Source organism: Sphingosinicella sp. CPCC 101087, from assembly GCF_004151485.1.
GTDB lineage: Bacteria > Pseudomonadota > Alphaproteobacteria > Sphingomonadales > Sphingomonadaceae > Allosphingosinicella.
In genome coordinates this window covers 129096-154271 of the sequence record NZ_SBFF01000003.1, presented here as the reverse complement: position 1 = coordinate 154271, position 25176 = coordinate 129096, and the positions used below count along the sequence as shown (strand labels likewise).

Annotated in this window: 21 protein-coding genes; 11 read left to right on the top strand and 10 right to left on the bottom strand. The window is 67.5% G+C overall.

Features of this window, described 5'->3' with window-relative positions:
- Positions 1–20 precede the first annotated feature (20 nt).
- The 3 genes from EKM57_RS06000 to EKM57_RS05990 form a co-directional block, all read right to left on the bottom strand.
- Positions 21–716 (bottom strand): DsbA family protein, encoded by a 696-nt coding sequence (locus EKM57_RS06000; protein WP_129791581.1) that lies wholly within the window; start codon positions 714–716, stop codon positions 21–23.
- Complete coding sequence (locus EKM57_RS05995) at positions 716–2056, bottom strand: M48 family metalloprotease (RefSeq protein WP_129791580.1); 1341 nt, start codon at positions 2054–2056, stop codon at positions 716–718. Before EKM57_RS05995 ends, EKM57_RS06000 begins: the two co-directional genes overlap by 1 nt.
- Positions 2057–2317: 261 nt before the next feature.
- Entirely contained in the window at positions 2318–4858 is a 2541-nt protein-coding gene (locus EKM57_RS05990; RefSeq protein WP_206185312.1) for a ribonuclease E/G, read from the bottom strand.
- A gap of 406 nt (positions 4859–5264) precedes the next feature.
- Here EKM57_RS05990 and EKM57_RS05985 point away from each other — a divergent pair, with 406 nt between their 5' ends.
- The 10 genes from EKM57_RS05985 to EKM57_RS05940 all read left to right on the top strand — a co-directional run bounded on the left by EKM57_RS05985 (position 5265) and on the right by EKM57_RS05940 (position 17060).
- A complete protein-coding gene (locus EKM57_RS05985; RefSeq protein ID WP_129791579.1) occupies positions 5265–6140 on the top strand; it encodes an N-acetylmuramoyl-L-alanine amidase in 876 nt (291 codons plus the stop codon).
- Positions 6141–6251: 111 nt separating this feature from the next.
- Positions 6252–8807 (top strand): PBP1A family penicillin-binding protein, encoded by a 2556-nt coding sequence (locus EKM57_RS05980; protein WP_129791578.1) that lies wholly within the window; start codon positions 6252–6254, stop codon positions 8805–8807.
- 110 nt (positions 8808–8917) lie between these two features.
- Entirely contained in the window at positions 8918–10045 is a 1128-nt protein-coding gene (gene prfB / locus EKM57_RS05975; RefSeq protein ID WP_129791577.1) for a peptide chain release factor 2, read from the top strand.
- A 7-nt stretch (positions 10046–10052) separates the two neighbouring features.
- Positions 10053–10781, top strand: coding sequence for a class I SAM-dependent methyltransferase (locus tag EKM57_RS05970; RefSeq protein ID WP_129791576.1), 729 nt, complete (start codon positions 10053–10055; stop codon positions 10779–10781).
- A gap of 68 nt (positions 10782–10849) precedes the next feature.
- The gene (locus EKM57_RS05965) at positions 10850–11644 is read left to right on the top strand and encodes a thymidylate synthase (RefSeq protein ID WP_129791575.1); all 795 of its coding nucleotides are present in this window, start codon (positions 10850–10852) and stop codon (positions 11642–11644) included.
- On the top strand, positions 11641–12132 hold the full coding sequence (locus EKM57_RS05960; RefSeq protein ID WP_129791574.1) for a dihydrofolate reductase: 492 nt from the start codon (positions 11641–11643) through the stop codon (positions 12130–12132). The genes EKM57_RS05965 and EKM57_RS05960 overlap by 4 nt, the downstream gene beginning before the upstream one ends.
- Positions 12133–12164: 32 nt before the next feature.
- Positions 12165–13091, top strand: a complete 927-nt coding sequence (locus tag EKM57_RS05955) for a bifunctional riboflavin kinase/FAD synthetase (protein WP_129791573.1) — start codon at positions 12165–12167, stop codon at positions 13089–13091.
- 60 nt (positions 13092–13151) lie between these two features.
- Positions 13152–16112, top strand: a complete 2961-nt coding sequence (gene ileS, locus EKM57_RS05950; RefSeq protein ID WP_129791572.1) for an isoleucine--tRNA ligase — start codon at positions 13152–13154, stop codon at positions 16110–16112.
- Positions 16105–16647, top strand: coding sequence for a signal peptidase II (gene lspA / locus EKM57_RS05945; RefSeq protein ID WP_129791571.1), 543 nt, complete (start codon positions 16105–16107; stop codon positions 16645–16647). Before ileS ends, lspA begins: the two co-directional genes overlap by 8 nt.
- A gap of 2 nt (positions 16648–16649) precedes the next feature.
- The gene (locus EKM57_RS05940) at positions 16650–17060 is read left to right on the top strand and encodes a DUF3035 domain-containing protein (protein ID WP_129791570.1); all 411 of its coding nucleotides are present in this window, start codon (positions 16650–16652) and stop codon (positions 17058–17060) included.
- A gap of 35 nt (positions 17061–17095) precedes the next feature.
- Here EKM57_RS05940 and EKM57_RS05935 read toward each other — a convergent pair whose 3' ends face one another.
- Positions 17096–17854, bottom strand: coding sequence for a TorF family putative porin (locus tag EKM57_RS05935; protein ID WP_129791569.1), 759 nt, complete (start codon positions 17852–17854; stop codon positions 17096–17098).
- A gap of 90 nt (positions 17855–17944) precedes the next feature.
- Here EKM57_RS05935 and EKM57_RS05930 point away from each other — a divergent pair, with 90 nt between their 5' ends.
- Positions 17945–18310: a hypothetical protein gene (locus tag EKM57_RS05930; protein ID WP_129791568.1), complete on the top strand. Its 366-nt coding sequence runs from the start codon at positions 17945–17947 to the stop codon at positions 18308–18310.
- On the opposite strand, the gene EKM57_RS05925 is transcribed toward EKM57_RS05930, so the two are convergent.
- The 6 genes from EKM57_RS05925 to EKM57_RS05900 all read right to left on the bottom strand — a co-directional run bounded on the left by EKM57_RS05925 (position 18304) and on the right by EKM57_RS05900 (position 25143).
- Entirely contained in the window at positions 18304–19614 is a 1311-nt protein-coding gene (locus EKM57_RS05925) for a mechanosensitive ion channel family protein (protein ID WP_243450909.1), read from the bottom strand. The two genes, EKM57_RS05930 and EKM57_RS05925, sit on opposite strands and share 7 nt — an antisense overlap.
- Positions 19614–20783 (bottom strand): cystathionine beta-lyase, encoded by a 1170-nt coding sequence (gene metC, locus EKM57_RS05920; RefSeq protein WP_129791567.1) that lies wholly within the window; start codon positions 20781–20783, stop codon positions 19614–19616. The genes EKM57_RS05925 and metC overlap by 1 nt, the downstream gene beginning before the upstream one ends.
- On the bottom strand, positions 20780–21622 hold the full coding sequence (gene sseA, locus EKM57_RS05915; protein WP_129791566.1) for a 3-mercaptopyruvate sulfurtransferase: 843 nt from the start codon (positions 21620–21622) through the stop codon (positions 20780–20782). The genes metC and sseA overlap by 4 nt, the downstream gene beginning before the upstream one ends.
- Before the next feature lie 92 nt (positions 21623–21714).
- On the bottom strand, positions 21715–22500 hold the full coding sequence (locus EKM57_RS05910; protein WP_243450908.1) for an SDR family oxidoreductase: 786 nt from the start codon (positions 22498–22500) through the stop codon (positions 21715–21717).
- Positions 22497–23975, bottom strand: coding sequence for a S10 family peptidase (locus tag EKM57_RS05905; RefSeq protein WP_129791804.1), 1479 nt, complete (start codon positions 23973–23975; stop codon positions 22497–22499). The genes EKM57_RS05910 and EKM57_RS05905 overlap by 4 nt, the downstream gene beginning before the upstream one ends.
- Positions 23976–24072: 97 nt before the next feature.
- The gene (locus EKM57_RS05900) at positions 24073–25143 is read right to left on the bottom strand and encodes an AI-2E family transporter (RefSeq protein ID WP_129791565.1); all 1071 of its coding nucleotides are present in this window, start codon (positions 25141–25143) and stop codon (positions 24073–24075) included.
- Between the last annotated feature and the right edge of the window lie 33 nt (positions 25144–25176).

Here is a 25176-nt window from a genome sequence, read left to right as displayed (position 1 = left end):
GATCCGAAGCTCTCAGATAGCTATTGGCGTGCCGCCTCCACCGCTTCCTTGAGCGCTTCGTAGCCGACCGCCCCCTGGAGCACCTGGTCGCCGATGACGAAGGTGGGCGTGCCGCTCGCGCCGATCGCTCGCCCAAGCTCGAAATTGCGCTCGAGCTCGGCCCGGAACTCGGCAGTCAGGGTCGCGCCGGGGACGCGGGCCGCGTCACGCGCGGCGGCGATACTCGGGCCGGTGGGGCGTCCGGCCGCGAACAGGGCATCGTGAAACGGTCTGAAGCGTCCGGCCTTGGCCGCGGCGAGGCTGGCGATCGCCGCCTCCTCGCTGGAAGGACCGAGCACCGGATATTCGCGCCACACCACCTTGAGCCGCGGATCCTCGCGAAGCAGCCGCTCGACGTCCGAGTTCGAAGCGCGGCAGAAGCTGCAGGCATAATCGAAGAATTCGACCAGCACGACATCGGCGTCGTCGGCGCCGGCCCAGGCGCCGTGGAACGGCGTCTCCAACGCCTCGCGGTTCCGGTCCACGGCCTGAGCCGACTCGCGCGCCCGCAGCCGGTCCATCGCCTCCGGCAGGACTTCGGGATGCTCGAGCAGGTAGGACCGGATGAAATAGCCATTCGCCGCGAGCATGATGCCGGCGCCAACCAGGATCCCGACTAATCCCGCCAGAAGAGGGATTTTCCAGCCGCCCCCGCCCGGCCGCTTGTCGTCGGTCATCAGCGGTCGCGCTGCCGCTGGACCTGGCTGCGGGACACCATCGCGATGTCCTGCGCCCGCAGCCAGTCGGGCGTGCCGACCGGTATGCCCATCAGCGCCTGCTCGGCATTGGCGAGCGCCAGCTGGGGCTGGCCGGTCAGGTTATAGCGCTCCGCGGTCGCGAGCGCAGCGCGCGCCTGGTCGCCCTCGCGGTCATAGACGATACCGAGCTGGTACCAGGCGAAGGGATTGTCGTTATCGCGCTGAACGGCGACCCTGAGCACGCGCTTTGCCTCCTCGAAATTACGCGGATCCTCGGTGGCGATCAGCGCATGGCCGAACAAGGCCGCGATGAGCGGCTGGTCGGGTTGGAGCGCCACGGCCTGTCGCAGCGATTCCAGCGCTTCGTCCGGATGGCCGGACTCGAGCAGGATCTGGCCCTTGAGTTCCAGGAAATAGGGATCGTTGGGTTTGGCGACCAGCAGGGCTTCGGATTCCTCGAGGGCGCGATCCGGATGAGCGGACCGGTGCCAAGCATAGGCTCGGGCATAGCGGGCCGGAATCGACTTGTCGCTCTCCGGATAGCGCGTCATCACGTTGCGAGGATCCTCGACAAAGCCGATGAGCTTGGCCCGGACGCGCTGGAATCTTTCCTCCTGCGCAGGATCGGGCGGCCGACCCCAGGCCGGATCCGACTCGTAGACGTTGGTCAGCATCGCGAGACGCTCGCTGTTCAGCGGGTGAGTCCGCGCATAGCCGTTGTCCTGCGGGATGTTCATGCGGAACTCCAGGTCCTGGAGACGCTCGAAGAAGGCCAGCGAGCCGCGGCCGCTGATCCCCGCCCGGCTGAGATACAAGGCGCCCGCCGCGTCGGCGGAGGATTCCTGCGTCCGCGAGAAAGCGAGGAAGCTACCCAAAGCGGCCTGCTGGCCGGCAGCGAGCACGCCCATTCCTGCCTCGCCCGCGCCCGCCGCCATCGCGGCCGCGCCGAGAATCAGCGACAGGATCATGATTCCCGTCGCCTGCTGAGCGCCTTCATTCAGCCGGATGATGTGGCCGCCGGTGATATGCCCGAGTTCGTGCGCGATCACGCCCTGCACCTCGTTGGCATTGTCTGCCGAGGTGATCAGCCCGGAGTGGATATAGACGGCCTGACCGCCGACGACGAAGGCGTTTATCTCCTGATTGTGGATGAGGACGATCTGGACGTTGCCGGGCTGCAGCCCGGCCGCCTCGATCAGAGGCCTCGACATGTCCCGCAGCAGCGCCTCGGTCTCCGCATCGCGCAGGATGGACTGGGCCGCCGCCGGACGGGCGACGGCGACGAAGCTCAGCGCGACCAGCATCAGCAGCCGGACCATGAACGACGCCGTCCCGCGCGCCGCGGCGCGGGGCCGCGGGAATGAAGCTCCAGCCATGTTGCGCGCTATCTTCGTCATCGCCTGAACCCGACATGAAAGGGCTTGGCCGCCGCACGACAGCGGGAGCCCGGGGCAGGAAGCGCCTCCAACGAGTCGCCCCTGGCCCCAGTTTCCCGGTTTTCGCCTATTTTCCGCGTCCCCGCCATCTCGGTTCGGCCCGCGGTTGCGGGCTTCCGTCCGCACGATTGCGAGAGTGAAGCGTCAGGCGCCGAACGTCCGCTGCCACCAGCCGCGGCGGGGCGATCCCCCTTCTCCTTCCGAGTCCTCACGCTCGTTGGTCTCGGCCGGCGTTGCCGGCTCCGGCTCGGGCGCGACGGGGGCCGGCGCGACCTTGCGGGGCGCGCGGGTGCGTCGGGCGGGGCTGCTGTCATTGGCAGCCTCCCGGGCGGCATCGGCCGCTGGCTTCGGCGCTTCGGGCGCCGGCGCCGGGCCTTCGGTTGCCGGCACCGGTCCATCGCCACCGGCCTCGGCAACGTCCGCGGTCTTGCGGCGACGCGTCCGCTTCGGCTTGGCCGCAGGCTCGGCCGCGGCCGCTTCCGGAGCAATCTCGGCTGCAACGGGCTCGGCGGCCGCAGGCTCGGTCGGGGCCGCGGACGTTTCCTCGGCGACCGTCTCTTCCGCTACCGCCTCGCGCTTGCGGGCACGCGGCCGGCGGCGCGTCTTCTTCGCGGGCTCGGCTTCCTCGATCGGCGCAGCATCCTCGACCGGTGCCGGCTCTGCCGGAGCTTCCTCGTCGGGCGCGGCCGCTGCCAGCGGCTCCCCGACGGGCATGGTCTCGTCTGCCGACGGCTCGCCTTCGCGATCCCGACGGCGGCCGCCGCGGCGGCCGCGCCGACGCCGACGGCGGCGGCCCTCCCGCTCCTCATGCGTTTCGGCCGAAGCTTTCGGTCCGCGCGGCGCGGCCTCCTCTTCGTCTCGTTCGTCTTCCGCTTCCGGCTCTTCTTCTTCCTCTTCCTCGGGAAGCTCCTCCTCGTCCTCGGCCTCGACCGGCGCGATCGGTACGGCACGCGGCCGTTCGGCCGGCGGCGGGCCGAGGGATTCGACGGTCATCCGCGCGCTCTCGAACGATTCCTCGATGAGCACCTCGATCGTGACGCCGTAACGACGCTCGACATCGACGATCTCGTCGCGCTTGCGGTTGAGGAGGTACACGGCGGCCTCGCGGCCGGCGCGCAGCACGATGCGCGAGCCACGGCCGCGCGCGGCCTCGTCCTCGAGCATCCTCAAGGCGGAAAGACCGGCCGAAGAAGCGGTCCGCATCAGGCCGGTGCCTTCGCAATGAGGGCACGGCCGCGTCGAAGCCTCGAGCACGCCGGTGCGCAGGCGCTGGCGGCTCATCTCGAGCAGGCCGAAGGAGGAGATTCGTCCGACCTGGATCCGCGCCCGGTCGTTCTTGAGCGCCTCCTTCATCGCCTTCTCGACCTTGCGGATATGCCCGCTCGATTCCATGTCGATGAAGTCGATGACGACGAGGCCGGCCATGTCGCGCAGGCGGAGCTGCCGGGCGATTTCGTGGGCCGCCTCGAGATTGGTCTGGAAGGCGGTCTGCTCGATATTGTGCTCTCGGGTCGAACGGCCCGAATTGATGTCGATCGAGACCAGGGCCTCGGTCGGGTTGATCACCACATAACCGCCCGATTTGAGCTGCACGACCGGCTGGTACATGGCGGAAAGCTGGTCCTCGGCGCCGTATCGCTGGAACAGGGGCACCGGGTCGACATATTGCTTCACCCGCCGGACGTGGCTCGGCATCAGCAGCTTCATGAAGGCGCGCGCGTCGCGATAGCCTTCGTCGCCTTCGACGATCACCTCGTCTATGTCGCGATTGTAGATGTCGCGGATCGCCCGCTTGATCAGGTCGCTGTCGAGATAGATCAGAGCCGGCGCCGACGAATGCAGCGTCTTGTCCCTGATCTCGTCCCAAAGCCGCGCGAGATAGTCGAAGTCGCGCTTGATCTCGGTCTTGGTCCGCGACAGCCCGGCCGTGCGGACGATCAGGCCCATCGTCGACGGCAGCCTGAGATCGGCCATGATCTGCTTCAGCCGCTTGCGGTCGGTACCGTTCGAGATCTTCCGGCTGATCCCGCCGCCATGGCTGGTGTTCGGCATCAGCACGCAATAGCGGCCGGCAAGGCTCAGATAGGTGGTGAGCGCCGCGCCCTTGTTGCCGCGTTCCTCCTTGACCACCTGGACGAGCAGGACCTGGCGGCGCCGGATCACGTCCTGGATCTTGTAGCGGCGGCGCAGCGCCTGGCGCCGGCGGCGCAGATTTTCGGCGGCGCTCTCCTCGGAGCCGTTCTCCGCTTCCTCGGCGGGAACCGGAGCCGCCGATTCCTCGCCGCCCTCCTCGTCGTCCTCCGCCGACATCGGAACGTCGTCGACCTCGACGAGCCCGCCTTCCCCGTCCTCCTCGCGCTCGATCTCCGCGGCGCGCAGCTGCGCCTCCTCGGCGGCATGCTCCGCCTCCTCGCGCAGGAGCGCTTCGCGATCTTCCTTCGGGATCTGGTAATAATCCGGATGGATTTCGGAGAAGGCCAGGAAGCCGTGGCGGTTGCCACCATAGTCGACGAACGCCGCCTGCAGCGACGGCTCGACCCGCGTGACTTTGGCTAGGTAGATATTTCCCTTGAGCTGCTTGTGCTCGGCGGACTCGAAATCAAATTCCTCGATTCGATTTCCCTTGATCACGGCCACACGGGTCTCTTCCGGGTGGCGCGCGTCGATCAGCATGCGCATGGTCATCAATGTCACTCCACGCGCTTGCCGCGGAACTTTCCGTTCCGCGGCATGCGCGCTCGAATATGGACGTCCGCGCGGCTGAAACGGGCCGCGCGTCGGATGTCCGGGTTGAAAGGTAGAATTTCGCATCTGCTGCGCGGGGCAGGCCGGTCGCTGGTCCTGATCGCCTTGCCGGCCGTCCGTCAGGCACGCCTCCGCCCGAGGGGCGGCGCGTCAGCGTGACGGAAGGATACCACATGCAGCGTCAACCTAAAGAAACCGGCGTCACGCCGGCGAATTCCCATCGCGGGGGCAAGTCCCGGCGCGATAGTCGGCTGCTAGCACTGCGGGGGGCCAGCGGCAACCGCCGCGGGCGGAAAAGGGCGCATTTTGCTGGACCGCACGGGCGCGCTGGCGGCAGGATGCACCGATGATGTGGTTGCTGACCCTGCTCGCCACGATGCTCGGCCCCGCCCTGATCGTCGGCGACGTCTATCCCGGCACGGGCGGGCAAGGCGGCGGCGTGACGATTGCGCTCGACCCGCCCGAGAAGCTCGCAAAGGCGCCGGCGGATGGGCCGCTGCCGGCCGTGACCCGCGCGCGCGGCGCCAGCCCGCCGCTCGTGGTGATCGATCCGGGCCATGGCGGGCGCGACCCCGGCGCCACCTCCCCCTTCGGCGGAACCCGGGAGAAGGACATCACGCTGGCGCTTGCGCGGGCGATCAGGGACGACCTCGCACGATCGGGTCGCGTGCGGGTCGCACTGACCCGCGACGGCGATTCCTATCTCGACCTGCACGATCGCTATGCCGTCGCTCGGCGGCTCGGCGCAGACCTGTTCATCTCGATTCATGCCGACGCCGCGCCCAGCAACGACCAGGCGCGCGGCGCGACCGTCTACACGCTTTCCGAAGTGGCCTCGGATCGCGAGGCGGCCTTGCTTGCGGCGCGGGAGAATGCGGCGGGCCTGATCGGCGGCGCACGGCTGAGCCCGGATCCGAACGTGAACCTCATCCTGATCGATCTCGCCCAGCGCGAGAGCATGAACGTCTCGGCCGACTTCGCCCGCTTGCTCCACCGCGAAGCGGCCCCGGTCTTCCCGTTCCGGCCCGACTGGCATCGATTCGCGGACTTCGTCGTCCTCAAGGCGCCGGACATCCCCTCGATCCTGTTCGAATCGGGCTACCTCACCAATGCGGTCGACTCCGCCTACGTCCAGTCGGAAGCGGGCCGCCGCCAGATCGCCGAGGGCATGCGCCGTGCCATCGAGGCGCATTTCGCGCGCCGGTTCCTGCCCGACGCATGACGGCGAGCGACCTTCCGGGGAGCGGCTCCCGGTGGAGCCGCGTGCCTGACCCTCATATTCGCCACAGGGCGCTTCACCCATGGCGCCCATTCCGCTAGAGCCGCCATCTCGATGAGTTCGGAACAAGCCTCGGAGCGTATAACCCTCAGGCGCGACTTCGGCCGGTTCGGGGGCGGCATGGCCGCTTTCGGCCAAGCGGTGCGCCGCGCCTGGAAGAAAAGATGGGTGAAGGTGCTGGCGGTGCTGCTGGCGCTGCCGATCCTCGCTTACTTCATGCTCTGGCTGCTCTTCGCGCGGGACCTGCCTTCGGCGGAGTCCCTGCTCACCTACGAGCCGGTGCTGCCGAGCTACGTCCGCGACATCAACGGCGAGCCGGTGCAGAGCTTCGCGCGCGAGCGCCGGGTACAGCTCGCTTATGAGGAGTTCCCGCGGCAGCTCATCAATGCCTTCCTCGCCGCCGAGGACCGAACTTTCTTCGAACATGAGGGGCTCGACTATCCCGGCCTGGCCGGCGCGGTCATCGACTATATCTCCAAGTCCGGCACGGGAGAGCGGGCGCGCGGCGGATCGACCATCACCCAGCAGGTCGCGAAGATATTCTTCGTCGGCGACGAATATTCGGTGACCCGCAAGATTCGCGAAGCCTTCCTCGCCCGCCGGATCGAATCGGTGCTCGAGAAGCAGCAGATTCTCGAGCTCTACCTCAACCAGATCTTCCTCGGACGGAACGCTTACGGCGTGCAGGCCGCCGCCCGGGCCTATTTCGACAAGGACGTTCAGGACCTCGGCCTGGCGGAGTCGGCCTATCTCGCCGTCCTCCCCAAGGCCCCGTCGAACTACGATCCCGTGCGCCACCGCGAGCGCGCGCTCGAGCGGCGCAACTGGGTGCTGTCCGAGATGGCTCGCAACGGCTTCATCTCGGCCGCCGAACGCGACGCGGCGGCCGCCGAGCCGCTTGCCACGGTCCGCGGCGGAAGCGGCAGCTTCGAGAATGTCGGCGGCTATTACATGGAGGAAGTGCGGCGCGCGCTGGTCGAGCGGTTCGGCGACAGCGCCGAGGATAGCCCGAACAGCGTCTATGCCGGCGGTCTGTGGGTCCGCACCGCCTATGACCCTCGGATGCAGGAGGCGGCCGAAAACGCCCTGCGCGACGGCCTGATGCGGTACGAGCGAGGCCGCGGCTGGCGCGATCCCGGCCTCACCGTCGACATGGCGCGCGACTGGCGCTCCCAGCTCGCGGGCGCTCCGTTCGGGGTCGGCTATGACGACTGGCGGGCGGCAGTGGTGCTTTCCAAGGAAGGGAGCAGCGCCACGATCGGCTTCACGGACGGAAGCACCGGGACGCTTCCTGCCTCTCTTGCGTCGATGCCGCGCCGCGGCGGCGGCGGGCCGGCCTTCGCCGCGCTCGACCCCGGCGACATCATCGCGGTCGAACAGGAAGGTAATGCCTGGGCGCTGCGCACCGTTCCGGAAGTCTCGGGAGCGATCGTCGTCGAGGAGGTGGGCTCCGGGCGCATCCGCGCGATGCAGGGCGGGTTCGATTCGCGTCTCTCGGACTTCAACCGGGCCACCCAGGCGATGCGCCAGCCCGGGTCGACCTTCAAGCCGATCGTCTATTCCGCCGCGCTCGACAACGGCATGACGCCGGCGACGCTCATCGTCGACGGTCCGTTCTGCACCAATCAGGGCACGCCGACCGCGAAATGCTTCCGCAACTTCTCGGGGGGCTATGCCGGCCCGCAGACGATGCGCTGGGGCCTGGAGCAGTCGCGCAACCTGATGACGGTCCGGACCGCCAACCAGATCGGCATGAACCAGGTGGTGCGCCGGGCGCAGCAGATGGGCGTCGGCGACTATTCGCGAATCCCCTATCTCCCGATCGCCCTCGGCGCCGGCGACACGACGGTGATGCGGATGGTGAACGCCTTCGCCATCTTCGCCAATCAGGGCCGCGCCCAGACGCCGACCCTGATCGACTACGTCCAGGATCGCCACGGCAAGGTGATCTGGCGCGCCGACACCCGCCCGTGCGAAGGCTGCAATCCCAAGAATGCCGACGGGACCTTCGGGGACTGGGACGGTCGGCCGATGCCGAGGCCGCCGCTGCGCACCCGTCAGATCGTCGATCCGATGACGGCCTATCAGGTCGTCCACATGCTCGAAGGAGTCGTCCAGCGCGGCACGGCGACGAGCCTGCGCGACCTCAACCGGCCGCTGTTCGGCAAGACGGGCACGACCAGCGGGCCGACCAACGTCTGGTTCATCGGCGGATCGGCCGACATCGTCGCGGGCGTCTATATGGGCTTCGACCAGCCCCGTCCGATGGGCGGCTATGCCCAGGGGGGCACGCTGGCCGCGCCGATCTTCCGCCAGTTCGCCCGCATCGCCTTCGAAGGCATGCCGGTCGTACCCTTCCGGGCGCCGCAGGGGGTCAGGATGGTGCGGATCGATCGGCGCTCGGGTCGGCGGGTGTTCGGCGAATGGCCCGGAACCGATCCGCGTGCAGCCGTCATCTGGGAAGCGTTCAAGCCGGAGAGCGAACCGCGGCGCACGGTGGCGCGCGACGAGATCGACTATGCCGCGCAGGCGCGGACCCGCCGGGCCGCCGCCCGGTCGGATGCGCCGCGCGACAGCGACTTCTTGCAAAGAGAGGGCGGGATTTACTAGGTCCGCACGCAGGCGCGGACCGTATCCCGGCGCAGGCCGGGATCCAGTCCCGAACAAACAGCTTCTGAGCCCCGGCTTTCGCCGGGGTACAGTCCTTTGGAGACCATGACATGCGCGCGGAAGCGCAAGCCTCCATCGACCAGATAAGGTCGGCCCTCGACCTGCTGCGCCGGTTCCTCGACTGGGACCAGGCGCTGAGGCGTCTGGACGAGCTCAATGCGCGGGTCGAGGACCCGACCTTGTGGGACGATCCCAAGGCGGCCCAGGACGTGATGCGGGAGCGGCGGCGCCTCGACGAGGCGATCGGCGCGACCCGCTCGATCGAGCAGGACCTGGCCGACACGGTCGAGCTCATGGAGCTGGCCGAGGCAGAGGGCGACGAATCTCTCGTCGACGATGCGGTGAAGTCGCTTGCCTCGCTGGCCGAGCGCGCCGAGCGCGACAAGGTCGCTGCTCTGCTCGCGGGCGAAGCGGATGCCAACGACGCCTATATCGAGGTCAATGCGGGCGCTGGAGGCACCGAAAGCCAGGATTGGGCCGAGATGCTCCAGCGCATGTACACGCGCTGGGCCGAGCGGCACGGCATGAAGGTCGAGCTGGTCGACTATCATGCCGGGGAGCAGGCGGGCATCAAGTCGGCCACCCTTCTGGTCAAGGGCGAGAATGCCTACGGCTATGCCAAGACCGAAAGCGGTGTTCACCGGCTGGTGCGGATCAGTCCCTATGACTCGAACGCCCGCCGCCACACCAGCTTCTCGAGCGTCTGGGTCTATCCGGTGATCGATGACGATATCGATATCGAGGTCAATGAAGGCGACCTCAAGATCGACACCTATCGTTCCTCCGGCGCCGGCGGACAGCATGTGAACACGACCGACAGCGCGGTCCGGATCACCCACCTGCCTTCCGGGATCATCGTCGCCTGCCAGAACCAGCGCTCGCAGCACAAGAACCGGGCCGAGGCGATGAAGATGCTGAAGGCTCGGCTCTACGAGGCCGAGCTGCAGCGGCGGGAAGCTGAGGCGAGCGCCGAGCATGCGGCCAAGTCGGACATCGGCTGGGGCCACCAGATCCGATCCTACGTGCTCCAGCCCTATCAGCTGGTGAAGGACCTGCGGACCGGCGTCACCTCGACCGCGCCCGCGGACGTGCTCGACGGCGACCTCGACCGGTTCATGGCGGCGGCATTGTCGCAGCGCGTGACCGGCGAGAAGGTCGAAGTGGAAGATGTCGAATAAGCGCGGAATGATCGCTCGAAGCGCTCTCCCCCACGGCCGGGGATCCAGGCTCTTCGCGCTGCTGTTCCTACCCTTTCTCCTGCTCGGCGCCTGCGGCGAGCCGGCGCCGGAGCCCTCGCCTTTTCCCGAACCGCAGCGGCCGGTCGCGCCGATCGTCTCTTCCCGCTATCTCAACGAGGACGCCCGCGACAGTATCGGCGAGTTCGAGGCGGTGATGCGCCTCGCCGAGATCCGGCCCGGAATGTCGATCGCGGACATCGGCGCCGGCGAAGGCTATTATACCGTGCGCCTGTCGCCGATGGTCGGCCGCGACGGTCGCGTGCTCGCCGAGGACATCGTTCCGGCGACCATCCAGGAGCTGGGCGAGCGCGTGCAGCGCGAGCGGCTCGACAACGTCGCTCTGAAGCTGGGGCAAGCGAACGACCCGCAACTTCCCGATGCCTCGTTCGACCGGATCCTGATGATCCACATGTACCACGAGATCGCCCGGCCCAGCGAGTTTCTGTGGCACCTGCACGACGACCTGACTCGCGACGGAAGCGTCATCGTCGTCGACGCCGACCGGCCCACCGACCGGCACGGCACGCCGCCGCGCCTGCTGGTCTGCGAGTTCAACGCCGTTGGCTACGAGCTCACCCGGTTCGACCGGCTGCCCGATACCGAGACTTATTTCGCCGCCTTCAAGCGCCACGGCCCCAAGCCCGAGCCGTCGGAGATACGAACCTGTCCGGCCTAGGATCGGCGCGCTGAATTCGGGACGCCCGCAGGCTGGCGCCGACCGCGCCCGCGCGCCATAAGACCCCCATGCGCGCCTATCTCGACCTGTTGCAGCTGATTCTCGAAACCGGGGTCGAGCAGAAGGACCGCACCGGCGTCGGGACGCTCAGCCGGTTCGGGCACCAAATGCGATTCGACCTCGCCGACGGGTTCCCGCTGCTGACCACCAAGAAGCTGCACCTGCGCTCGATCATCGTCGAGTTGCTGTGGTTTCTCCGCGGCGACACCAACGTGCGCTGGCTGCAGGAGCAACGGGTCAGCATATGGGACGAATGGGCCGACGAGACCGGCGACCTGGGCCCGGTCTACGGCAAGCAATGGCGCCGCTGGCAGGCGCCGGACGGGCGGGAGATCGACCAGATCACCAATCTCGTCGACCTGATCAGGCGCGATCCGGCCTCGCGCCGCCAGATCGTCACCGCCTGGAATCCCGCCGAGATCCACCTCATGGCCCTGGCGCCATGCCACTGCCTGTTCCAGACCCAGGTGGCGGACGGCAAGCTCCACCTCCAGCTCTACCAGCGCAGCGCCGACGTCTTCCTCGGCCTCCCTTTCAACATCGCGAGTTACGCGCTCCTGACCCACATGCTCGCCCAGCAATGCGGACTGGAACCCGGCACGTTCGTCTGGACCGGCGGCGACTGCCACCTCTACCTCAACCATCTCGACCAGGCGCGAGAGCAGCTCGGCCGCGAGCCGCGGAGTCTGCCGAAGCTGACCCTGCTGCGCCACCCGGGCGGAATGGACCAATATGCGCCGGAGGATTTCGAGATAACGGAATATGATCCGCACCCGCACATCAAGGCCGAGGTAGCGGTCTGAAGCCGGAGATCGTCTTCTACCTGGCCCGCGCGGACAATGGCGTCATCGGCAAGGACGGGTGCCTGCCCTGGCGCCTTTCGGCCGATCTGAAGCGATACAAGCAGCTGACGATGGGCAAGCCGATGGTGATGGGCCGGCGGACCTTCGAGAGCCTGGGCGGGCCGCTGCCCGGCCGACGCCACATCGTGTTGACTCGCTCGCCCGCCTGGTCGGCCGAAGGCGCCGAGGTCGCCCGCGACAAGGCTCAGGCGCTCGCTCTCGCAGGCGATGTCCCTGAAATTGCCGTCGTCGGGGGTACCGAGATCTTCGCCCTCTTCCTGCCCGAAGCCGACCGGGTCGAGCTCACCGAAGTCCATTTCGACGCCCAGGGCGACACCTTCATGCCCTCTTTCGATCCCGATCAGTGGACCGAAACCTGGCGGGAGGATCATTCCGCCGGAGACGGCCACCCCGCCTTCAGCTTCGTCCGGCTCGAACGCCGCCGCTAGGCATTTCGCGGTACCCTTTCTATAGCCGGTCCATGGAGCGCCTGCATGGGAGCTCGGCGGTTCCGACCCAGCTTCGCGGCGGGATCGTCGCGCTGGGCAATTTCGACGGTTTTCACCGCGGTCATCAGGCCGTGGTCGGGCGCGCCGTGAATCGCGCCCGGGCAGAGGGGCGGCCGGCGCTGGTCGCCACCTTCGATCCGCATCCCATGCGCTTCTTCCGGCCGGAATCGCCCTGGTTCCGGCTGACGACGCTCGAGCAACGCGAGCGCCTGCTCCTCGCCGCCGGCGTCGATGCGATGCTGGTCTTCGAATTCGATGCCGAGTTCGCCGACGTCTCGCCGCCCGACTTCGTCACCGAATGGCTGGGACGGCGGATCGGCGCGGCCGGTGTCGCCACCGGCGAGGACTTCACCTTCGGCAAGGCCCGCGGCGGCGACATCACGCTGTTGAAGATGCTCGGCCGCGCCAACCGGATCTCGGTTGAATCGGTGGCGCCGGTCACCGAGGATGACCGCCCGGTCTCCTCCACCTGGATCCGCGAAGCCCTGCATGCCGGCGACTGCGAGACGGCAACGCGCCTGCTCACCCGCCCCTTCACCATCGAAGGCGTGGTCGAGCACGGCGACAAGCGCGGCCGCGTGCTCGGCTACCCGACCGCCAACATTGCCCTGGGTCACTATCTGCGGCCGCGCTTCGGCATCTATGCGGTACGCGGCCGGCTGGATGATGGGCGCCTGATCGAGGGAGTCGCCAATCTCGGAACGCGGCCGATGTTCGATCCGCCGCGCGAGCTGCTCGAACCCTATTTCTTCGACTTCGAAGAAGACCTGTACGGCCGCAGGGTCGAGGTCGAACTCGTCTCCTTCATCCGCGATGAAATGATGTTCGGCGACCTGGACGCGCTGAAGGCGCGAATGGCCGAAGATGCCCAGGAGGCAAGGCGGCGGCTGGCGGGCTGAGCGCCCCGCCGTGGCACGCGAACTGGACCTGAGCAGGCGCCGCCGCTAAGCCCGCCGCCGATGTCCGAAAAACCCGACTACCGCGACACGGTCTTCCTGCCGAAGACCGATTTCCCGATGAAGGCCGGCCTCGCCCAGAAGGAGCCGGCTATCCTGGCGCGCTGGGCCGAGACGAAGCTGTACGCGCAGCTGCGCAATCTGCGCGCCGGCCGGACGCGCTTCATCCTCCACGACGGCCCGCCTTACGCCAATGGCGACATCCATATGGGCCATGCGATGAACAAGATCCTGAAGGATCTGGTCGTCCGCTCGCAGTCGCTGCTCGGCAAGGACGCCCCCTATATTCCCGGCTGGGACTGCCACGGCCTGCCGATCGAATGGAAGGTCGAGGAGCAATATCGCAAGAAGAAGCTCGACAAGGACGACGTGCCCCGGGCGCAGTTCCGGGCCGAATGCCGGGCCTATGCCGAGAAATGGGTTGAGGTGCAGTCGGAGCAGTTCCAGCGGCTCGGCGTCCAGGGCGAGTGGGACGATCCCTATCTGACGATGAAATACGAGGCCGAGGCGAAGATCGTCGAGGAGCTCATGAAGTTCGCCGAGAGCGGCCAGCTCTATCGCGGCGCCAAGCCGGTCATGTGGAGCCCGGTCGAGAAGACCGCCTTGGCCGAGGCCGAGGTCGAGTATGAGGAGATCGTCTCGACCCAGATCGACGTGGGCTTCGAGATTGTCGAAGCGCCCCAATTCCCAGAATTGGTTGGCGCACTCGCCCTGATATGGACAACCACTCCCTGGACGATCCCGGTCAACCAGGCGATCGCATACGGCCCGGATATCGAATACGCGCTGTTTGAGATCAAGAGCGGGGAGCTCTCGGCGCACCCCCAGCTTGCGGGGCTGAGTGGCAAGCGCCTCGTCGTTGCGAAGGAACTCGTGCCTTCGTTTCTCAAACGTCTCGCCCCGACGGTGGAGGACAACAGCGATCTGGTTCACTCCTATTTCGGAGCAGGGCATTTCGACGGAGCGGTCGCTCGTCACCCGATGCATCATCTCGGCGGCTTCTTTGCCAAGCCCCGCCCCTTCCTGCCCGGCGACCATGTCACCACCGATGCCGGCACCGGGCTCGTCCACATGGCGCCCGACCATGGCGAGGAGGATTTCCTGGTCTGCAAGGCGGCGGGGATCGATCCGGTGTTCGCGGTCACCGACGACGGCCGCTATCGCGAGGACTGGCTGTGGCTCGGCGGCCAGGGGAGCGTCATCAACAACAAGTTCAACGCACCGGACGGACCGATCAACTCGGACCTGCGCGAGGCCGGCGCGCTGCTTTCCGCCTCCGCCGACTTCCGCCACAGCTACCCGCACAGCTGGCGGTCCAAGGCGAAGATCATCTACCGCTGCACGCCGCAATGGTTCATCTCTATGGACAAGCCGCTGGCGCAGGGGAATGACGCGGCGGTGTCCCCGGCGACGGAGTCACCGCTGGCCGGATTTCCGCGGCGGGTGAGCAACAGCCCGGAACCGCTTCCCGACAGCCCCGACCCCAACCCCTCCCCTCAGGGGGAGGGGCTTACTCTGCGGGGAACGGCGCTGGCGGCGATCGACGAGACGCGGTGGGTGCCGGGCAAATCGAAGAACCGCATCCGCGCGATGGTGGAGGGGCGGCCGGACTGGGTGATCAGCCGCCAGCGCGCCTGGGGTGTTCCGATCGCGCTCTACGTGGACCGCAGGACCGGCGACTATCTGCGCGATCCCGCCGTCAACAGCCGGATCATCCGCGCCTTTCACGAAGGCGGCGCCGATGCCTGGTTCCAGGCCGACCATCAGGCCCTGCTCGGTAACGGCTATCGGCTCGAGGATTACGAGCCGGTCAACGACATTCTCGACGTCTGGTTCGACAGCGGATCGACCCACAGCTACGTGATCGAGGCGCGCTACGGCGAAAACGTGCGCGCCGACGTCTATTGCGAGGGCACCGACCAGCATCGCGGCTGGTTCCAGTCGTCGCTGCTGGAAAGCTGCGGCACGCGCGGACGCGCGCCATATGCGTCCGTCCTCACTCACGGCTTCGCGCTCGACGCGCAAGGCCGGAAGATGTCGAAGAGCGTCGGCAACGTCGTCGATCCCCTCGCGGTGATGCGCGACAATGGCGCGGACATTCTTCGCCTGTGGGTCGCTTCCACCGACTATTTCGAGGACGTGAAGATCGGCAAGGAGGTGCTCGCCACCACCACCGACGCCTATCGCAAGCTTAGGAACACCTTCCGCTACCTGCTGGGCGCGCTCGAAGGCTTCGGCGCCGACGAAGCGGTTGCGATCGAAGCGATGCCCGAGCTCGAACGCTGGGTGCTGCACCGGCTGGCCTCGCTGGGGGCGGAACTCGGGGAAGCCATCGAGGCCTTCGAGTTCAACCGCTACGTCCGGCTGCTCATGGGCTTCGCCAATGACGAGCTGTCGGCCTTCTTCTTCGACATCCGAAAGGACGCACTCTATTGCGACGTCGGGCCGATGCTGCCGCTCGGCAGCGCCAAGCGGCGCGCCTACCGGACGGTCCTCGACCATGTGTTCCACGCCCTGGTGCGTTGGCTGAGCCCTGTGTTGTGCTTCACCACCGAGGAGGTGTGGACGACGCGCTATCCCCAGGGGGAATCGGTCCACCTGCTCGAATGGCCGGAAGTGGATCCGGCCTGGCGCGACGAGGAACTGGGCCGGAAATGGGACCTGATCCGTGCCAGCCGCGAGCGGGTGACCGAGGCGATCGAGCCGCTCCGGCGGGAGAAAGTGATAGGTTCGAGCCTGGAAGCCAGGATCCTCTATCCCGATCTGGCACTCGACATCACCGACGAGGCGCTTGCCGATCTTGCGGAAATCTACATCGTGTCGGAAGTGATGCCAGGCCAGAGCGACAGGATCGAAGTGACGAGGACCGACCGTCTCAAATGCGGCCGCTGCTGGCGGCATTTGCCCGAAGTGACCGAGGATGGCGCCTTGTGCGGCCGGTGCGACGGGGTGGTGAATGGCTGAGCCGTCCCGCCAGGCGCCGGTCGAGCTTCGCCTCCGCCGCAACCGAGCCACCGCCTTCGTCATCGCCTTCCTGGTCTTCGTCTTCGATCAGGCGACGAAATGGGTGGTGACGTACCCGCTCAACCTCGCAGGTCAGCCGGACCTCGAGATCAAGATCACGTCCTTCTTCAACCTGCGCTGGGTGGAAAATCGCGGCGTGTCGCTCGGCCTGCTCAGCGCCGGCAGCGAGATGGGACGCTGGCTGCTGGTGGCGATGACCTCCGTGATCGCCCTGCTCGTCGCCGCCTGGATGTGGCGCGAGCGGCGGCGCGACGATTCGACGGCGCTCGCGCTGATACTCGGCGGCGCGCTCGGCAACATTCTCGATCGGGCGCGTTTCGGCTTCGTCGTCGACTTTGCGGACCTTCACTTCGGCGAATGGCGGCCCTTTTTGGTCTTCAATGTCGCGGACGCTGCCATTACCATCGGGGTGCTGCTTTTGCTTGTCCGGGCGCTGCTGATGCGCGATGGGAAGGCGTCGAAAAAGGAAGCCTGAAAATGCGTCTGTCTCACCTGGTCATGGCCGGCTCCGCCGTCCTCCTCCTCGCCGGCTGCGGCGGCGGCGGCCCGTTCAGCCGCGACCGCCCCGACGAGTTCGCGGTGAGCCGCAACGCACCTCTGGTGGTTCCGCCCGATTTCGCTCTCACGCCGCCCGCTCCGGGCGAAGCCGACGTCGGCAGCGACGTTCGCGCCCAGGCGCTTCAGGCCCTGTTCGGCGGTCCGCAGGCGCGCAGCGCGGTCGAAAGCGAGATGCTCGAGGCCGCCGGCGCCGACGAAGCCGTGCTCGGCGCCCGTTCCGTGGCGGGCGACCCGGAAACCCGGGTCGTCAATCGCGGCACGCTCGTCCAGACCATCGCCCAGCTTCCCGAGGGCGACGGCCAGGAAGCCTCGGTCCAGATCCCCAACTGATTCATTTCGGGCGGCGGCTTGGCCGGAAGGCCGCTTCAGAAGCTGAGGCGGCCGTAGAGCGCCAGCGCGGCATCCTGGCCGGGCGTCCCCGCCAGGCCGGTATCGACATAGCGCAGACCGACGCGCGCCCCCGAAAGGCCGCCGATCCGAAGGTGATGCTCGACTCCGAGCGTCCAGGTCCAATAGTCGCCGAAGCGGCCCCAATCCTGGCGGCCGGCCGAAGCGGTGAAGCTCCACGGACGGAAGGGGATCGTGACGTCGAGCTGACCGAACAGATAGAGCATCTCCTCGTCGCCGATGGCTTCCTGGCTCGGCGCATATTTCGCGCCCGCGGTCGCATAGAGCGGGCCGATCAGGTAAGAGAGCGAGGCATAAGGCTCGACATAATCGGTGGGGCCTTCGCCCCCGGCAAAGACATAGTAAAGCGCGCCGGCATCCACCTCGAAGCCGCCGCCGAGCCGGCCGCCATAGCCGACATAGAGATCGAATTGGGCATCCCCGAGATCGCCGAAACCGGGATCGCGCTGCCTGAAGCTGTCCGTTCCCTTCAGTGTCGTCCCGCGCGCTCCGGCATAAATGCCGCTGCCATGGGTCAGGTTGACCGTCGCCTGCGCCGCCGGATCCTCGTCGGAGCGCGATATGCCTCGAAAGCGATAATCGGTCATCAGCTCGAACTCGGCACGGACGTCGATGCCTCCGGGCGCGACGCCGAGCGGCGCCTCGGTGGCCTCGTCCTGCGCCCATGCCGGCGCGGCAGCGATGAGAGCGACGGCTGGGAAGATTTGTCTAAGCATCGAAACTCCTCAAGGAACCCGCTCCCAGTGCAGCAAGTGCGGTCCCGGCGTTAGCGCTTCCTTAGCGGCCGGGCGTTAGCCTCGCACGCCATGACGCATCAGGCGCCCTTCCCCTCCGCCGCACCCGGAGCCGATCCGGGCCGGCAGGTGGCCCAGCTTCGCGAAGCATTGCGATTGGTAGAACGAATCGCCGGCCGCAGCGATGCCGCGGCGGGCGACGCCCGACTGGACGAAGCCGCACGGGTCAGCGCCGCCTACGACCGCGCACTGCCGATCGTGCAGCGCCGTTTCGACGCGCTCGCGGGCGAGGCCACGGCCTGGGCAGCCGCGGGCGTGGAAGCCCTGCTTGCCGCCGCCGGAACTTCGGCGCCGCGCGCCGCGGCGGCGCGCCTCGCCGCCCGAATCGACGGGGCGCTGGTCGAGATGGCCGGTCTGCTCGCCGACGCCGATCATTGATCCTTTCCGATTCGCGCCGCGTCGGCCGGTTCGGCAGGCGGTGCGGGCACGGGCCATTCCTTCACCCTGATGTCGCGCTGCGGGAACGGGACGCTCACGCCGTTCTTCTGGAACGATTCCCACACCCGGTTGAGGATGTCGGATCGGACGTTGCCGAGACCCGCCTCCGGATCGCGTATCCAAACGCGGATCTCATGCTCTATCGAATTGTCGCCGAAGCCGGTCATCCACGCGACGGGCTTGGGGCTTTCGAGCACCCGCGACGCGGCCATCGCCGCTTCGATCATCAGGCGCTGGGCCAGCTTGACGTCGCAGTCGTAGGCGACGGAGACCGGGATGCTGATCCGGACGTCGCGGGTCGAATAGGACCAGTTGACGACTTCCTCGGTCATCAGGATCTCGTTGGGGATCAGATATTCCTTGCCCTCGCGGGTAACGATCGAGACCGCCCGCACACCGATCTTGCTGACCGAGCCGAACGTCTCGCCGACCGAGATCACGTCGCCGGGCTTGATCGATCGGTCCATCAACAGGATGATTCCCGCGATCAGGTTGCCGATCGTCTTCTGCAGGCCGAAGCCGACGGCGAGGCCCAGCGCGCCCGAGAAGACGGCGAGCGCGGTGAGGTCGATTCCAACGAGGTCGATTCCGACGAAGAAGGCCAGCGTGATGATGGCGATGGCCGCGAGCTTCTGCGTGAGGAGCCGCTGGGTCGGGTCGAGGCTGCCCGCGCCCTGAATCAGGTGCCCAACCAGCCGAATGGCGAGCCGCACGAGCACGTAGATGGCCAGGATGGCGAAGGCGAGCTGGACGATGACGAGGAGAGACAGGCGCCGCCGGCCGATGGTGAACGCGACGTGGTCCAGGGCGCTGGCGATAGGATCGAGACCGCCGACCGAGCCCGCGAGGATGGCGACGAACAGGAAGGCCGACAGCAGCAGCGCCACCCATCGCAGCAGATTGAGCCCGCGTCCGATCTGACGCACGGCCAGAGCGGCAGAGAGCGCTGCGGTGAGGCCGAGGAGAAATGTCGGCAGAGGCGGCCAGTCGTGGATGCCGAGCGCGATCGACGCGGTCAGCCAGACGATGAGGTAGCGCAGCACCGCGCATAAGCGCGGCACGAGGCCTTCGGCGGGGGCTCCGCTCTTCCGCTCGAACAAGTGCACGAGCTTCGGCCCGGCCCACTTGCCCGCCGCCCATCCGAAGAGGAGGGCGGCAGCGATGACCGATGCCGCCATGGCCAGCGCAATGAGGTCCGGAGCTTCCGGAAGGACGATACCCAGGTCCGCGGCCAGGCTCGTCATCACCCTGACGGATAGCTCGCCAGGCCGGCAGATAGGTCGTCTATGAGGTCGTCCGGATCCTCCAGCCCGATATGGAGGCGGATGATCGGCCCCTCATATTCGGTCCGGGTCGCGGTCCGTACCGGATCGGCCGGTACCACCAGGCTTTCGTAACCGCCCCAGCTGTAGCCGAGCCCGAACCGCTTCAAGGCATCTATGAGGGTCACCCGAGCCGCTGCACCGCCGCCTTTGAGGACGACCGAGAACAAGCCGGAAGCACCGGTGAAGTCGCGCGCCCAGAATTCGTGGCCCGGGCATTCATCGAGCGCCGGATGAAGGACTCGCGCCACCTGTGGCTGCTCCCGCAGCCAGCGCGCGACTCGCAGCCCGTTTTCCTGATGCTGCCTCAGCCGAAGGGCGAGCGTGCGCAGGCCGCGCAGCGCCAGCCATGCGTCGTCCGGCCCGGCGGTCTGGCCCAGGACGCGCCGGGTCTGGTCGAGCCGCGCGGCGAGGTCCGACTTCACGGTGACCGATCCGAGCATCACATCGGCATGGCCGCCGATATATTTGGTGCAGGCGAGGATGGAGATATCGACTCCGGCAGCGATGGCAGGGAAGAAGAATGGCGTCGCCCAAGTATTGTCGATCAAAGTGACGAGCCCCCGTTCGCGGGCGACGGCGCAGATGGCCGGCACGTCCTGTACCTCGAACGTGTAGGTGCCGGGACTTTCGAGGAAGATGGCCCGGGTGCGTTCCCCGACCAGGTCGGCGATGCCGGCGCCGATCATCGGGTCGTAATAGCGGGTCGAGACGCCGAACCGCTTGAGCACCGATTCGCACAGGGCCCGCGTGGGGCCGTACGCGCTGTCGACCATCAGGAGCTCGTCACCGGCTTCGAGCACGGTCAGCAGGGCGGCGGCGACTGCCGCGGAACCGGAAGGAAAGATCCGGGTCATCGACGCGCCCGGTTCGAGCTCGGTCAGCGCGTCGCACAGCGCCCAGGTGGTCGGCGTGCCGCTACGGCCGTAATGCAACGTCCCGTCGCGCGGCGGGTTCGCCGCTTCCATCGCCTCGACACTGTCGAACAGGATGGTGGACGCCCGATAGACCGGCGGGTTGACGATGCCGTTCGTATATTCGGGCCGCCGCCCGGCCTCGACCAGCCTGGTGTCCGGCTTGCCTTCGCTCATGCTACTCCCTTCGCCTTCGGCGTGTCGGGGTCGGCGCCCCATTCGGACCAGCTGCCGTCATAGAGCCGGACGTCCTGCTTGCCGAGCAGATGCGCGCCGAACAGCAGGACGGCCGCGGTAACGCCCGACCCGCAGGTCGTCACCATAGGCTTGCCGAGATCGACCCCGGCGGCATCGAAGGCCGCGCGCAGCGCCTCGTCCCGCTTCCAGCTATTGTCGGCATTGAACAGGCTCGCCTGCGGCAGGTTGCGCGATCCCGGAATGTGGCCCGAAGCGAGGCCGGGCCGCGGCTCCGGCTCGGCGCCGGCATAGCGCTCGGCGGAGCGGGCGTCGACGATCTCGTGGCTGCCCGCGTCGACAAGCTGGAGCAGATCGGATTTTGAAGCGACCGTCGTCTCGTCGAACCTCGCGCTGAAGTGGCCGTGGCGATGAGCCTTGTGCCCGCTTTCCACCGGCCGGCCTTCGGCAGTCCATTTCTGGAATCCGCCATCGAGCAGAGCGACGTGATGGGCACCGAAGGCCCGCAACATCCACCAGAGCCGCGCTGCGCTGTGCAGCGGCGAATTGTCGTAGACGACGAAGCGGGCGCCATCGCGAGCACCCAGCGACTGCATCCGGCTGACGAATTTGTGGGCCGGCGGAAGCATATGAGGGAACGGGCTGTCGGCGTCGCTCACCTCGTCCAGGTCGAGGAACAGGGCGCCCGGAACGTGCGCCTGTTCATGCTCGGCCCGCGCATCCCGGCCGGAACCGGGCAGGAAGAAGCTGGCGTCGATGATGCGCAGATCTTCGGCGCCGAGCTCTCGTTCGAGCCACTCCGTCGAAACCAGGGAATCCATTCACACCTCCGGCGTCTGCGGGACCACTAACGTCATTCTCCCCCGGAAGGGAATCCCTGGGATCGTCGTGCGGACGGACCGCAGGAAGTCTCTCAGAGAATGCCCGGAAACGCCCCGCCGTCGATCAGGATGCTCTGGCCGGTGATGTAGCCGGCATCGGCCGAGCAGAGGAAGGCGCAGGCGGCGCCGAACTCGGCCGGCCGTCCGAAGCGGCCGGCCGGAATCGAGCGCTCGCGCTGCCCGCGGATCTCGTCGGCGCTGCGGCCGCTCTGCCGCGCCTGATCGTTCATCAATGCCGCGATCCGGTCGGTGTCGAACGCGCCGGGCAGGAGATTGTTGATCGTTACGTTCGAGCGGGCGACCGAGCGGGCGACGCCGGCGACGAAGCCGGTCAGCCCGGCGCGGGCGCCGCTGGACAGGTCGAGTCCGGCGAGCGGCGCCTTTACCGAACCCGAGGTGATGTTGACGATCCGCCCGAAACCGCGCTCCGCCATCCCGTCGACGACGGACTGGATCAGAGCGATCGGCGCGATCATGTTCGCCTCGAGGCCGGCGATCAGCGCGTCGTGATCGACCTTCCGAAAGTCGCGCGGCGGCGGCCCGCCATTGTTGTTGACGAGAATGTCCACCTGCGGAAGCGCGCCGATCAGCGCCTCGCGCCCTTCGGCCGTCGAGACGTCGGCGGCGACGGCGAGGATCTCGGTCCCCGTGGAAGCGGCGATCTCGTCGCGCACGCGGGCGAGCCGTTCCGGATCGCGACCGTTGACGACGACCCGCACTCCGGCGCGCGCCAGCGCCTCGGCGCAGGCGCGGCCGAGGCCGCGGCTGGAGGCGCAGACGATCGCGTTTCGGCCGGATATTCCGAGATCCATCGTCATCGATTCCGGATGAAGGCCCGCACGTCCTCGCTCAGCTTCACTCGGTCTTCGTCGCGCACGTACATCATGTGACCAGACCCATAATATTCCCAATGGATCCGATCCTGCGGGATTCCGGTCCGGCTCAGCGCATATTCGGCGGCGAAGAAGGGCGTGGCGAAATCGTAATAGCCCTGGCCGACGAACACGCGAAGGCCGCTATTCTCCCTCAGCGCGCGGCCGATATAGGGCGCGACGTTGACATAGACGTCATTGTCGCGGCCGCCGCCGAGCCGCCAGTCCCAGGGGCCGACCGAGCCGATGGTGACGTAGGAGCGGTCGGTCCTGAACTCCAGCACCTCGCGCACATGCTGGTTGATCGCGGCGGTGTAGCCGGCGTCGATTCCGAAGAAACTGGGATCGTTGTCCGGAGTCTCGCCGGCATTGTCATAGTCCCGGCCGGTGTAGCGGCTGTCGAGCCGGCCGATGGTGACGCCCCGGTCGCGCAGCAGCTCCTTGTAGAAACGGGACGGCGTGACGCGCAGGTCGGCCTGCTCGAGATAGGTCTCGGAAAGGCCCGTGAAGCGGGCCAGCTCACTCCGGACCGAGGCGCGTTCCTCGGCGCCCAGGGCGGCACCCTGGAGCAGGGCATGGGCATAAGGGCCGGTCGCGAAGCGACGCGCCTCCTCCACGAACTGCTCGACCGACGGCGCCTGAGCCTTGCCGTGATAGAGCGCGGTCGCCGCCATCGAGGGCAGATTGAGGATGTGGGTCATCTCGTTGCCCGGCGTGTCGGCGCCGGCGCCGAGATCGAGCACCGTGGAGATCAGGATGATACCGTTCAGGCTGACATCGTTATAGGCGCCTTCCAGCTGGTTGAGGACGGCCGCCGTGCGGGTCGTGCCATAGCTCTCGCCGCCGAGATATTTGGGCGAGTTCCAGCGGTCATTCTCGTTCAGCCACAGCCGGATGAACTGGGCGATCGAGCGGGCGTCCTTGGTGACGCCCCAATAATCGGTCGGATCGGTCTCCCCGAGCGCGTGACTGAACCCGGTGCCGACCGGATCGATGAACACGATGTCGGTGACGTCGAGCAGGCTCTCGGGATTGTCGACGATCGGATAAGGCGGCGCCCCGTCGTCCGTGCCGTCCGAGGGGATGGCGACGCGGCGAGGGCCGAAGGCGCCCATGTGGAGCCACACCGATCCCGAGCCGGGCCCGCCATTGAACAGGAAGGTGACGGGCCGGCTGGAGTCGCGCGGCTCGCGCACATAGGAGACCGAGAAGATCGACGCACGGGGCGTGCCGTCTTCGGCGCGCAGGAAGGTTTCGCCCGTGGTGGCGGTATAGGAGATGCGCTGCCCTCCGAACGTGCCCGAATGGCGCGTGACCGAGACGACCGGCTCGCGATCGGCAGGGGGGCCCTTGGCCTTCTCGGCGGCGGGAGGTTCCTGCGCGGCGACGGCGCCCGTGAGGCCGGTCGCAAGGGCGAGCATGAGCAGGGCGGAAAGACGGCGTTTGATCAAGGCTGATTCCCCCGGGAAAGTCGGACCGCCGATCCTATGGCACGTCCACCGCCGGGGCAAAAGCCGTTCAGGCGCCGGTGACGGCGGTTCGCGGCAAGGGGCGCCGGAGATAGAATTCGCTGTAATAAGCGGAAGCGAAGGCGGCCGCCGGCGTCGCGACGATCGCTCCGAGGAGGCCGAAGGCGAGCGCGAAGGCCAGCGTGAAGAAGATCAGCAGCACCGGATGGAGCTGCATCCTGGCGCCCCGTATCTTCGGGGCGACGACGCTGCCGAGTATCTCGTTGCTGACGAGATAGAAGAGGGCGACCCAGACGGCGGTCAGCGGACCGAGGGTGAGCGACAGGATGACCGGCGGCACCGCCATGACATAGCCGCCGATTCGCGGGATGAAATCGGCGAAGAAGGCGAGTGCCGCCCAGACCAGGGCGCCGGGAATCTCCATCGCGGTCAGGAAGGCAAAGACCGCCACCGCCTGGATGGCTCCGACCACCAGGCTCGCCTCCGTCCAGCCGATCACCGCCGTGCTGGCGCGGCGATAGGCGCGCATGCCGGCGCGGCGATGGGCGAGCGGAAGGCTGGCATAATAAGCCCGGATCATCGGCCGCGGATCGACAACGATGTAGGCGACGGTGGTGAAGAAGATCAGGGTGAAAGCGAGACCGGCAAGCAGCGACAGCGAGATGCCGCTGACGCCGCGGAACAGCTCCAGCGCACTTGGCCCGGCTTCGGCGGCGGCGCCGTTGCCGCCGATGAACGGCTGCAGATCGGGATAGCGGTCGAGCAGCGAGGCCATCTGCGCCTGAAGGCTCGCAACGAAGGCCGGAAGCTCCCGCGTGAGGAGGAGAAGCTGGCTCACCATCGGCGGGATCACCAGCGCGCCCAGCAGCCCGATCGTGGCGAAGAAGAGGAGGAGCGTGAGCAAGGCTGCCCATCGGCGCTCCAGGCCGCGGCGGATGAACCAGTTGACCGCTGCCGAGAGGGCGATCGCGACCACCACCGCGAAGAACAGCATCAAGAGCGCCGTGACGACCTTCTGCATGAACCAGAGCAGCACCACCGCCGCGCCCGCGGCCAGCGCGAGTCCCAGCCAGGAGGAAAAGACGGCGCCTCGTCGCGTGAAGATCGGCGGCGATTCCATCCCATTCCCCTAGCCGAGGCCGATGGCCCCGCC